This is a genomic window from Arthrobacter sp. 2RAF6 (assembly GCF_052115205.1).
Taxonomy (GTDB): Bacteria; Actinomycetota; Actinomycetes; order Actinomycetales; family Micrococcaceae; genus Arthrobacter.
The window spans coordinates 22,923-34,649 of sequence record NZ_JBFRGF010000046.1 but is presented as its reverse complement, the minus strand read 5'-3'; the positions used below and the strand labels follow the sequence as shown (position 1 = coordinate 34,649).

Genomic DNA, 11,727 nt, shown 5'->3' with positions numbered 1-11,727 from the left:
TCTGTTGAGCCAGGGCTGTCCATCCCGGCGGTTCATAGCTTCGCCACGTCCCAGGACTTGATGTGGCGCCAGGTCATTTGCTCCCACCATGGCCCGTCCCAATCAGCACGAAACTCGAACAGCGTGTACCAGCGCAACGTAAACGAGGCAGGAGGAGTGAGCGGCAGCCCGGCGATAAACTCCCCAATTTCATCGGACAAACGGCCATCGAGGACAAGCTCGTGCCCGGTAAGACTCAAGTGCGCGGCGAAAGGATATTCGTCGACGGGGGTGACCAGAAAGTCATTGACCGGAACGGAAAGCGGCATGACAGCGGCTTTTACCTGGGATGCAACCTGGGCCAGGGGTTGATTGGCCGCCAACCCGTCCGCGGCAAGATTGATGTTGTACTCGAAAGCGTTTTTGCTGTTTCGTTCGAGCCCGCTGTTGTAGATCGGGATGGGTCCGACGGCGCAAAAGACAGGATCGAGGACTGCGATTAGGCCTTCCACTGAACACCCTGTTGCGAGGTTTCCGGCCAGAGTCGCGTGCGGGGCAAACGCTATCGCAGACATGCGCCCGAACTGCTGGTTTACGGCTTGGTAGATCTGGGTGACGGTCCAGCAAGTGGCAGGGTCCGGCCTGAGGAAGACCCCGTATCTGATGTCGTTCAATGTGCTGCTTTCCGGTGAATATTGCGCGCTGGGACCGAATGTCCTGTCCCAGCCCGCAAACGTGGAGGCTCGCTAGTTGCCGAGCTGGTCCTTGTATTTCTTGATCGCTTCTGTCGCGGCGGCCGCCGCCGCATCAAGTGCCTCCTCAACGGACTTCTGACCGGAGAATGCGGCCTGAAGCTGGCCGATGTTGCTGGACTTGATTGAGGTCATGGCGCCCGATACGCAGCCCGCGGCCGACGAAACGACCGGGGTGCTTCCCAGCTGGTTCACGAACGCCTGTGAGTTCGGGTTGGCAGCGAGGAACTCCTTCTGCGTTGGCGAGTCAGACGTTTTGACATTGATCGGGACGTAACCGGTCGCGTGGCTGAACGTCTCCTGTGTCTGCGGCGAGGTCAGGTAGGTCTCGAGCTTCCAGCCGGCGACTTGTTCTGCCGGCGTCGCTGTGGCGCTGAGCCACAGCGCAGAGCCGCCAATGACGGGACCGGACTTACCCGTGGGCCCGGAAGTCGGGTACGGGAGCGCCTCATAGTTGAACGGTGCACCCTTCTTGAGCGCGCCCAGGATGCCGGAGCTCATCATGATCATCCCCACTTTCCCGGCCTGGAAAGCGGAAATAGCCGCCGAACCGTCAGGGGCGCCATCAACGGCTACACCGGACCTGTAGAGATCGGCGATCTTGGTGATGTTCGTCTTTGCCAGACCCGTATTGATGGTAATTCCAGTGGCCGGGCTACCTGTTCGTCCATTGCCGGGTGCGCAGAAATCCTGGCCCGCCGTGGCGACTAGTTGCTCGATGTACCAGTCGTCGGCCTGCATGCTGAACCCCGACACGCCGGTCTTGTCCTTGATGGTCTTCGCGGCGGCCACGACGCCGTCCAAGGTGGCAAGTGAGGCGTTGTCGGTGATGCCTGCCTGCTTCAGGATGTCGCGGTTAACCCACAGCATCGGGGTCGAAACGTTCATCGGCACAGCCTGCTGCACACCGTTTACGGTGTAGTAGTTCGTGGCCTGCTTCGCGAGATCATCAAGCTTCAGGTCATCAGGGTTGGCTTTGGCCATGTCAGCGGCGGGGATGCTTTGCTTGACATCGGTGAGAAAGCCCGTTGCTATATCCCCCGCGAGAACGATCGTCGGAATGGACTTACTTCGAATCGAGGCGTTGTACTTCGCCAGGAGGTCTGCGTAGACGCCCTGGTACGTGGCAGTGACCTGGATCTTGCCCTGATTGCCGGCATTAAAGTCATCGATGGCTTTCTGGAATGCGGTGCCGTTGGCTGCACCCAGACCATGCCATATTGAGATTTTTGTGATGCCGCTGGCGTCCGCGAGTGCGGATGGGCCAGGTGCCGAGCTTTTCGATGAGGTGGTTGTTTCACCTGTTGAGCTGGATCCGCAGGCCGCCAGGCTTGCGATGACCACCGCTGTAAGCGCGACGGTCAGGCCTTTCTTTATCATGATGATTCCTTTGTGAGGGTGGGGTACGAACGGGGCAAAGCTAGCGGAGGACGCCTCGGGCGAGTCCGTTGATGAGGAAGCGTTGAGCGGCGATTACGAGAATCATCGTGGGAACAACGACAAGCAGCGTTCCTGCGAAAAGTACCGACGGGCTGCTCGATTCGGCGGCGGCGAGCTGTGAGATGCCCACTTGGATGGTCCGGGCATCAGCCGTATCCGTGATTAGCAGCGGCCAGAAGAAGCCGTTCCAGGCCGCGAGGGCACTCCATATGATTGCGGTGGTTACTTGGGGCCTGCACGAGGGCATGATGACCGTGAAAAGGGCCCGGAGGTCACCGCAGCCGTCGAGTTTCGCTGCTTCCCAGATTTCGGTTGGTACTGCAGCGAAAGCCTGCCTCAGTAGAAAGATTGGATATCCGGCGGCGAGATAGGGAATTGCGACGCCGAGGATCGTGTTTCGTAAGCCAATCTGGCTGACGAGTTCATAGTTCGGGATGACGATGCTCTCGCCCGGAATTGCGAGCGTTACCAGGACGACTCCAAAGGCCAGACCCCGGCCTCGCCATCGAGGGAACACAAGAGCGTATGCGGCCAGTGCGCCCGTGACGATCTGGGCGGTCGTTTGCAAAGTAACGACCGCGATGCTGACCAGGTACTGCGGGAGCAGGGCAATGGAGGTGACCGCTTCAGTGAAGTTCCCCAATGTCAGGTTGCTGAACCCGGGGAAGAGCCCGTTCCGTGCGATTTCACCGTTGGGGGTGAACGCGCTGACGAAAGAGACGTAAACGGGAAGGAAGACGATTGCCGCAACAACCAGCACGGCCCCGAATCTGATGAGTGTCGCCGCTCGCGGCGCACGCCAGCCGCGGGACCTGTCAAGGTTGCCGACAACCGGCCGTGCCGGAGAGATGAGGGTCTTTGTCGGGCTCACGTTGTCTTGTCCCGTCCAAAGAGCCGGAATTGAAGTGCAGTAATTGCTGCCACGATGACGATGAGCACGACGGCGGTGACCGATGCCCGGCCGAAATCCGGTGTTCCGCTTCCGAACGCCAACTGATAGAGGCGGTAAACGAAGTTCGTGGTCGCATCACTTGGGCCGCCACGGGTGAGGACCTGAATCTGAGCAAACGTCTGCAGCCCGGTGATCGTCTGCGTCACCGTGAGGAAGAGGATGCTTGGCCGCATTGCGGGGACCAGGATTCGGGCTGCCAAGCCGAAGCCGCTCGCACCGTCAAGCTGAGCCGCCTCAATGACTTCCGAGGGCACATCACGTACGGCTGCGGTGAGCACCAGGAACGCGAAGCCGAACTCGTACCAGGCGGTCGCGATTGCGATCGCCCAAACCGCAGCAAACGGATTACTCAACCAGTCGGGCCCGGCAACGCCCACATTGCCGAGGATGATGTTCAATATCCCAACCGAGGGCGCAAACAGGCCCGCGAACACCGCGGAGGCCGACGCTGCCGAGTAGGCGAATGGCAGCGAGAAGATCACATTAAAGGCCCCCTGGCCCGGCAGCCGGCTGCGAAGCAGGAGAGCCGCGCACAATGCCGCGAACGTTGCCAGGACCATGCCCAGCACGGCGATCACGATCGAGATCACGACCGTGTGAATGAACCCGGCGTCGGTGATCAACGCGAGATAGTTCCCCACCCCCACAAAGCGGGTGGGGTTTCCGATGATGTCACTCGCATAGCCGCTGAGCTGGACCGTTCTCACGAGAGGCCAGATGAGAAACACCGACAGCAGCAGAATCGCCGGAAGGATCAGCCACGGACCCAGGCCGTTCTTTCCCCATCTGCTCGCAGATCTCGAAGTGGTACTGCCACGCATTAGTAGCTCCCTACTGCCTGCACCCTTGCGGGCACGTTCCCAAGGTTTCATTGAAATTATCAGGGATCCATATGAATGACAAGCAGCCGAAAATCAAACAGAGTATGGATAAACCCCGACATTGCGGGGCTTGCTGAGCGATTGAATTCAGGTTACGATCTCAATTAATGAGGGGAACGTTCCCGCATAATGGGCTATTTTGCGAACTTTTTGAGTTGACTTGCCCTCGTCAAGAGCGGGTGGCCAGCTTGTGACGGACGTCCTGGTTCTTGCCGGCGTGCCCGCAGAACATGCAGGCCACGCGATCGACCTGGAGCTTGCGATGCAGCGGGTCAGCCTAGACGCGAAGGCTACGTGTACCCGTTGCCGGTGAGTCGAAAAGCCAAGAGTGCCTGCGTCGGCACGGAACGGCCGCGGGCCACAATCCGACGACGCCGACAGAAACTGAAGAAAGAAGTCAGATGAACATAAGCATTCCGGGCAAAGTCATCGTGTTTGACTATGGAGAGGTGATCTCAATCATCCCCACCGACGCCGACCGCGCCCAGCTGCTCGAGCTGGCCGGTTGCGAGGCCTCGGCTTTTTGGAAGGCCTATTGGTCCCACCGAGACGCACTGGACCGAGGCGCTTTCAGTGTGAAGGCATACTGGCGCAACATCCGGCACGATCTGGGAATGAACTGGGACACCGGAACATTGCACCGCCTCTGGTTGACTGATTTCCGCGGCTGGCTTGCCATCGACCCAGGCACCCTCGACGTTCTCATAGACCTCCAACAAGGCGGCACGCGGATGGCCCTCCTCTCGAACGCAGGTCCAGACTTCGCCTCTTACTACCGCCACGGGATGCTCGGGGACTTCTTTGAACAGGTCTTTACCAGCGGCGAACTCGGCAGCATCAAGCCCGACGCCGAGATCTACAAGGCAGCGCTCTCGGGACTTGATGTGAAGCCAGCTGAAATGGTGTTCATCGATAACCGTGAGGAAAACATCCGCGCAGCCCAAGCCCTTGGCATCGCTGGTCACGTCTTCACGACTGCCGAGAATCTGCGCGGATATCTCGAAGCCATCGCCGCACACGGCCCAACGGAGAACGGACTGCTGCCGGCCACTGCTACCTAGTCCGTCAGGCGCCGAGAGATCCTCGCGACAAGGTCAGTTACGGCAGGGCGGCCGCACCCACCAAATCCGTACGGGCACGACCGTCTAGCTATAGTTTTAGTAGGAAAGATCACTGGCTCCTTGACGTATTTAGGCCCGACAACCAGATAAGAGGCGGCAGGATGGAAAGAGCGAAGACGCCGACGATTATTGATATTGCGACTGAGGCCGGCGTGTCCAAGTCGTCAGTCTCGCGGGCCCTTCTCGGCCAAGGCCGGGTCAATGAGGCGACGCGTAAACGCATCGAAGACGCCGCGAATCGATTGGGATACGTAGCGAACGCGATGGCCAGAGGCCTGGCCAGCGCCCGGACGAGGACCCTGGGCGTCGTTCTTCGAGATGTCAGGAAGCCGTACTACGCCTATTTACAGGCCGGCATGCAGTCGCAAGCGGAGCGCCGCGACTACCGGATCGTCGCCACCACAAACGCAGGCGAGCTTGAGGTCGCCGACGCGCTCCGTGAGATAAAGAATCTGATCTCACTCCAAGTGGACGGGCTCGTGATCGCCCCCGCCCGCCTTCCTTCCGAGCAGTTCCTTCCGTTCCTTGAGCGCGTCCCGATCGTCGTTGCGGGCCGGCACGAGAAGAGCCGCGGCATGAGCAGTGTTGCCTGCGACGACACTGACGGCGGACATGCTCTCGCACAACATCTGCTTGCACTTGGCCACCGACAAATCGCCGTTGTTCTCGTGGACAAGTCTTACTCGCTGAGGTACAGCTCACGCGGGAATGCCATGATCGACGCCATACGCTCCGCGGGGGCGACGCCGACCGTGTGGAATTCGCCAACTGACCTCGCAGCGGCAGAAATCGTGAGCGCCCGTATTGGTGCCGCCGACGTTTCGGCAATCATGTGCCCCACCGACACTGCCGCCATGGACGTCCTGGAGGTCCTGCGGCAGCGGGGCAAGTCCGCCCTCGCCGACCACGCGGTGACCGGCTACGACGGCTTTGGCCCCCTTGCGGCTCCCTATCTGGGTCTCACTACTTTCCGGCAACCCGTGGAGGAAATGGGACGCACCGCTGTCGACCTGCTGATAGATCGCATCGAAGGGCGCACGGATCAGGACCGATTCGTGTCATTGCGAGGCATGGTGGTCCCGGGACGAACGGCACGCGAACTGGGTTCTACGTCCAACATCGTGCTGGACGACGTCAGCGATTCCCAGAGCGTGTCCTCTGCCTAGACCGTAACTCCATAGAACTTTTCATTCATGACGGTGAGATCACCCTCAAGGACGCTATCTTCCCCAGCCCTCCCTGACTCCCATGACGTTCTAAGCGCTGGACGGAAGTGCCACCGTGAGTAGCTGCATGATCCGCAAGGTGACCGCGTCGCATCCGGTGCAGGTGACTTACACGTTGACGCAGCCTTACGGAGCTCATCAAGGTGCTCGTACCGCGCTGGTGCCATGGGAGCCCGCTGGGGCATTGGGGCAGAATAGAAGGCGACCGCAAACCGGACGGCCAGCGTGCTTCGGTAATCGGGCTCTTCGCGAACGAGGGTGTAGCGGTGGGGTGAGCGGCGGCGGCGTGGTAGGCGTCGAGGTCTCCAGGACGGAGGTTCCTACGCCTTCTGTCCGAAAGACCTGAGGGTGCATCACGCTACCTTCCAGGTCCCTAACCTGACGACCTTCTGCCGCCTCGACGAACTCGGTCTCCGCGCCGTGGGACAGTGGCTCGGCCCGGACCGGACGGTGATCGGGTGCCATGTTTTCGAGCCGGACGAGTGGTGTTCTCGCTACGGCGCCGAGGGTGTTTCGCGTGGGTACGGATCGAGGCCGCTCGTCTCACTCGAGTTGGCCACGCCGACCCGATGACTACGCAATCCACGCACGCAAGAGCAGACACGTCACTCCAGCATCTGAGGCGCATACGGGATGGCCAACTAAATTGAGACGGCCGCGGCACGATTTGTCTCAACTTATCTGCCAAATGCCCACGTCAGCGTGGTCAACAAAACTGAGACCGGACACTAAGCCTGTGCGCCGCGTGGCACCGGACACCGCAGCCTGGACGGCCACACCGTGCTGTTGGACAAGCTGAGCGTCCCAGACGAGCTCGATTGGTACGCCTCCGCCGCGGTCGAATACGGGTGGCCCGGGATGTCCTGCTGAACATGATCATGAACAGGAAGCTCTCGGTCACCAGGTCGATCTACCGGGCAGGACCGGAGGGCATCAGACCAAGGACAAAAGGGGGTTACGTTCGACGGCAACGCGGGCCGGGATACTCGATAGCGGCATTACCGGCCCGCCCACGGCATCGTCACCGGTCGGGACGCTCTGTCGAAGACTTGGGCCGCGCAACCGGCTGACGGCAGATTGGCCCTGCGGACGGCTTCTCGCGACGTTGAGTGGATTCACGCTCAATCAGCTCGCTTTGAAGTTGGACCTCGCGCGGGGGTCCTGCGTAGCCCTTGGCTCGTTCGATCACTAAGCGTGTTGCCGTGGCACCAAGCTCGCTCACGGGCTGCGAAACGACCGAAAGAGCGGGGCTGAAGGCCTCACTCCATGGGGCGTTGTCGAAGGTAACGAGCGAAAGATCATCGGGCACCCTGAGCCCGGCGCGGCGGGCAGCTGAGAGGGTAGAAAGGGCAACCAGGCTGTCCGTGGAGAGGACGGCCGTTGGACGGTCACCTTCAGCGAACCGTGCAATGGCGGCTGGCTGGGGAACGGAATTCCAGCCGCCAATCCAGAAGAGCTCAGGGGTCGGTGTGATACCTGCCGCGCGTAGGGCCGCGCGCACTCCGTCGAAGCGCTCGGTCACGGAGGAGATAAAGGGTGCCTCGGGAGTGGCGCGACGGGCGTTCGATGTTACGGCGATCCGGGTATGCCCGAGATTAGTGAGCAGCTGGGTCGCCCTGAATGCAGCCGTGTAGTTATCAATGACCACGGTGTCGACCCCGAGCGCGGGGGCTTTGCGGTCAATCAACACGACGGGCGTCGTTCGGAGTGCACGTTGTAGATGATCGATCTGAAGGGAATTGGCCGGGGAAACGATGATGCCGTCAACGCGCTTGTCGAGCATCAGCCGAACTGCCGCTTGTTCCGCTTCCGGACGATCGTCAGTGTTGGCGAGGATGACGTCATAGCCGTTGTCGCGAGCGGTGTCGGTTATTGCGCGGGTGGCCTGGGCGAAGAACGGGTTCTCGACGTCGGCGAGCACGACGCCGATGGTGTGTGTTCTGCCGGAAAGCATGCCCTGGGCCAGAGGATTGGGCGAATAGCCGAGCCTTTCGGCGGCCTCCAAAACCTTCTCGCGGGTGGCGGCCTTGACGCCCGCCTGGCCCTTCATCACGCGGGACGCAGTGGAACGGCCGACGCCCGCGGCATCGGCTACGTCGATGATTGTCGGCGGTCTGCGCGTTCCATTCACCAAGTCAGGATACAGCGCATGACGGGGGCCCTTCACCAAGTCAGGATGCGGGTCTTGACTGTGTCATAGGTCTCATGGGAAGCTTCCCATATCAGAACTTGGGAAGCTTCCCATTTTATTTCGGGAAGCTTCCCATGAAGTCCATACGTTAAGTAAGGAATGTGCCGAGCGTGTCAGTCACCACCACCGTCGTCGACAAAGACGACCAGTTCGTATCCATCGTCCAGGGCGCGATTGCCCAGCGTGAACGCACCCAGCAGATCGCTCGGGAGGTTGTCGCCGCCGGCTTGAAGAATGTCTTCCTCATCGGCTGCGGAGGATCGCTGAACGACTTCGGCTCGATCCACTACGTACTCGAAAGCCGCAGCACCGCTTTCCCGGTGTTCCACATGAACAGCGACGAATTCGTCGTTCGCCGCCCTGGCCAGCTCGGCAAGGGATCGCTCGTTCTCGTGGCCTCCCACCACGGCACAACGAAGGAAACGTTGAATGCCGCCAAGGTTGCCCGTGAAGCTGGGGCCCGTGTGGTCGCTTTCACCAAGGACCACACCACGCCGCTTGCCCTGCTGGGAGACGACGTCCTCGTCTACGAAAGCAATCGCACCATCCTGGCGCCGAAGCAGGTCCTGATCTCGCAGCTCGGCTACGCACTACTCGAAGAAACCGGCGTGCCCGGGGACTACGACGGCATCCGCCGCGCCTTCGAGGCTCTTCCGGCAGCACTTGACCGCGCGCACGATGAGGCAGACAAGTTCTTCCCAGAAATCGCACAGTCCCTCGCCGCCGGCAACCAAACCTACGTGCTTGCCGGCGGCCCCAACTACGCGGTCGGCTACGGCATGGCCATGTGCTACTTCCTCGAGATGCAGCGGATGCGGGCCACCGCCTTCCACGCCAACGAGTTCTTCCACGGCGCCTTCGAAATCATCGACAACGACACTCCGGTGCTCGTTTGGAGCGGTGAGGACGCAAGCAGCGGCCAGATCGACCGTCTGAAGACATTCCTGGGCCGCTACAACGCCAACCACCACATTGTTGACTCCCACCGCTTCGCCCTCGAAGGCGTCCCGGCTGAGCTGCGCGGCGAAGTCACGCCGCTCCTGCTCTCAACTCTCTCGAAGCGACTCGCTGAGCACCTGGAAGCCATCACCGGCAACCCGCTGACACGCCGCCGCTACATGTTCACGGTGGAGTACTGAGATGGTAGTGCGTCTTTGCGGCCTCGGCGACAATGTCGTGGACCGCTACGTCGATCAAGGACTGATGTACCCCGGTGGCAACGCCGTCAACGTGGCCGTACATGCGCGGCGCAGCGGCGCAGTCACAGCGTTCGTCGGTGTGATCGGGACAGATGACGAGGGCGACCTCGTGGAGTCGAGTCTGCTCTCGGAGGGCGTGCGCATAGACCGTGTCCGCCGCGCCGAGGGCGAAACTGCCTTCGCAACGGTGTACACCGACGAGACGGGTAACCGCTCGTTCGGTCTCTGCGAAAAGGGCGTCTCGATCTTCACCCCGGATGACGCGGACCTCGACTATCTGGCCGGGTTCGACATCGTCCACCTTTGCGAGACGATACGGATGGAGGCGGCATTGCCTGCCATCGCGTCCCGTACCGCCGTCTCGTACGACTTTTCCGACCGCGACAATGCGTACGCGAAGCCGCTCCTGCCCTCGGTGACTGTAGCGACGTTCTCCCGACCGGAGAGCACCCCCGCCGAAGTGGAGGCGCAGATCGCCTGGGCCCACGCGCAGGGCGCCTCTTGGGTGATCGTCACCCGCGGGGCCCGCGGGGCCGCGATCTCGAACGGTGAGCGGATCCATTATCAGGAGGCCGCTCCCGCGCAGGTCGTCGATACCCTCGGCGCCGGCGACTCGTTCATCGCCCGGCTGGTTGTGCGGCTGTGGGAGGGCGTTGGCTTGACCGAAGCAGCCGGGGAAGCGGCCTTCTACTCTGCAGAGGTCTGCGGAGTGCCCGGAGGATATGGGTACGGCCGGTCACTCGTCCCGCCGACCGCCGGCTCGGCCCTAGCCGAACTAACGAATGAAGGAAGACAATGACACTCGCGTTTCCAACCGTCGATGACTATCGAGCTCGCCTGGCGCGGCTGCAAGGCGCTATCCGGGATCTTGGGTTTGATGCCTTCGCCTTGAGCAGCTTCGATAACCACCGGTTCCTTGGCGGGGTCGATGGCATCGCCACCGTCCGTCCCATTTGGGTCGTGGTGCCGGCGAACGGCGAACCCCGCTTCGTCTCTCCGCGCATAGAGACCTCCGAGCTCCGGCAGCAGTCCTGGATCCCGGTCGCCGAAGAGTGGATCGAATGGGAGGAAGAGGGTGTAGCCCGCAGCGCGATCGAGGCGCTGGTGCGACAGCTTGAGCCGTTGGGCCCCTCCGCACGCATTGGTATTGACTACGACGCCACATCCGCGGCTGCGCTTGAAGCCCTCAGGGCAGAGCTCGGCGCGGACAGGATCAGCGATGCTACACCCGCAGTTCGGGAGGTGCGGAAAGTCAAAGACCGGGCAACCATCGACGTCGTCCGTCGCTCGGCCGACATCGCCGTCCGGCAGTTCGAGGCATCGGTCGCCGCGGCAGCTCCTGGAGTCCCTGAATGGGAAGTCGTTCGTGCCTCCCGCGATGCGGGCATCGAGCGTGCAGCGTTCTGGTGGGGCGGGGACATCGAGCACTCCCCGCTGATCCAGGGCATCCACGTGATGGGCTCTGGTCCTGACCGCTCACATCGGCCCCACGCCGTAGGCGCAGGCAGGGAAATGCAGAACGGCGACATCCTCCAGGTCTGTTACTGCGGACGTCCGTTCTTCGGACACGGGATCTGTTTCGACCGTCCCATCCGCATCGGAGAGGAGCCGTTCTCACCGGAGGTACTCCGGATCGTGAATACCGCACGTGCCGCGCAGGAAGCCGCCATTGACCGCATCAAGCCGGGCGTCACGACAGGCGAAGTTCACCAGGCCGCGATCGACGCCATCGAGGCCGCCGGCATCACGTCCGCGCTCAGGCACCGGACCGGACGCGGAATTGGACTCAGCGACCCGGAGTGGCCCGAGATCAAGGCCGGGGACCCCACCGTACTCGAGCCGGGGATGATCATCGCGATCGAACCAGGGGTATATGTAGACGGTGTGGCCGGCGCCCGTTTCGGGGACACTTTGCTCATAACGGACGACGGGTTTGAAGCACTTACACCGCTTGATCTGGGCCGGTCGTTCTGATGTCAGAGACCC

At 61.6% G+C, this 11,727-nt stretch carries 10 protein-coding genes and 1 pseudogene; 6 read left to right on the top strand and 5 right to left on the bottom strand.

Annotation, left to right across the window (positions count from 1 at the left end; all coding sequences use genetic code 11):
• Positions 1-32: 32 nt before the first annotated feature.
• From AB4Z38_RS22535 to AB4Z38_RS22520, 4 genes are all read right to left on the bottom strand, one after another.
• Positions 33-653, bottom strand: a complete 621-nt coding sequence (locus tag AB4Z38_RS22535) for a hypothetical protein (RefSeq protein WP_441431763.1) — start codon at positions 651-653, stop codon at positions 33-35.
• Between the two features lie 72 nt (positions 654-725).
• Positions 726-2,111, bottom strand: a complete 1,386-nt coding sequence (locus AB4Z38_RS22530) for an extracellular solute-binding protein (protein ID WP_441431762.1) — start codon at positions 2,109-2,111, stop codon at positions 726-728.
• Positions 2,112-2,151: 40 nt separating this feature from the next.
• The gene (locus AB4Z38_RS22525; RefSeq protein WP_441431761.1) at positions 2,152-3,042 is read right to left on the bottom strand and encodes a carbohydrate ABC transporter permease; all 891 of its coding nucleotides are present in this window, start codon (positions 3,040-3,042) and stop codon (positions 2,152-2,154) included.
• Positions 3,039-3,944, bottom strand: coding sequence for a carbohydrate ABC transporter permease (locus tag AB4Z38_RS22520; RefSeq protein WP_441431760.1), 906 nt, complete (start codon positions 3,942-3,944; stop codon positions 3,039-3,041). The genes AB4Z38_RS22525 and AB4Z38_RS22520 overlap by 4 nt, the downstream gene beginning before the upstream one ends.
• Positions 3,945-4,405: 461 nt before the next feature.
• Between AB4Z38_RS22520 and AB4Z38_RS22515 the strand changes: the two genes are divergently transcribed.
• The 3 genes and pseudogenes from AB4Z38_RS22515 to AB4Z38_RS22505 form a co-directional block, all read left to right on the top strand.
• Positions 4,406-5,065, top strand: a complete 660-nt coding sequence (locus tag AB4Z38_RS22515) for an HAD family hydrolase (protein ID WP_441431759.1) — start codon at positions 4,406-4,408, stop codon at positions 5,063-5,065.
• Positions 5,066-5,226: 161 nt separating this feature from the next.
• Positions 5,227-6,291 carry a LacI family DNA-binding transcriptional regulator gene (locus AB4Z38_RS22510; RefSeq protein WP_441431758.1) on the top strand — a complete coding sequence of 355 codons (1,065 nt, stop codon included), beginning with the start codon at positions 5,227-5,229 and terminating at the stop codon, positions 6,289-6,291.
• Between the two features lie 408 nt (positions 6,292-6,699).
• Positions 6,700-6,870 (top strand): annotated as a pseudogene (locus AB4Z38_RS22505) (ISL3 family transposase); the annotation flags it as partial.
• Positions 6,871-7,372: 502 nt separating this feature from the next.
• Here AB4Z38_RS22505 and AB4Z38_RS22500 read toward each other — a convergent pair.
• The gene (locus AB4Z38_RS22500; protein WP_441431764.1) at positions 7,373-8,482 is read right to left on the bottom strand and encodes a LacI family DNA-binding transcriptional regulator; all 1,110 of its coding nucleotides are present in this window, start codon (positions 8,480-8,482) and stop codon (positions 7,373-7,375) included.
• A gap of 170 nt (positions 8,483-8,652) precedes the next feature.
• Between AB4Z38_RS22500 and AB4Z38_RS22495 the strand changes: the two genes are divergently transcribed.
• From AB4Z38_RS22495 to AB4Z38_RS22485, 3 genes are read left to right on the top strand one after another with little or no spacing between them, the layout of a single operon-like run.
• Positions 8,653-9,681, top strand: coding sequence for an SIS domain-containing protein (locus AB4Z38_RS22495; protein WP_441431757.1), 1,029 nt, complete (start codon positions 8,653-8,655; stop codon positions 9,679-9,681).
• A gap of 1 nt (position 9,682) precedes the next feature.
• Positions 9,683-10,540, top strand: a complete 858-nt coding sequence (locus tag AB4Z38_RS22490; RefSeq protein ID WP_441431756.1) for a PfkB family carbohydrate kinase — start codon at positions 9,683-9,685, stop codon at positions 10,538-10,540.
• Entirely contained in the window at positions 10,537-11,715 is a 1,179-nt protein-coding gene (locus tag AB4Z38_RS22485; RefSeq protein WP_441431755.1) for a M24 family metallopeptidase, read from the top strand. Before AB4Z38_RS22490 ends, AB4Z38_RS22485 begins: the two co-directional genes overlap by 4 nt.
• Positions 11,716-11,727 lie beyond the last annotated feature (12 nt).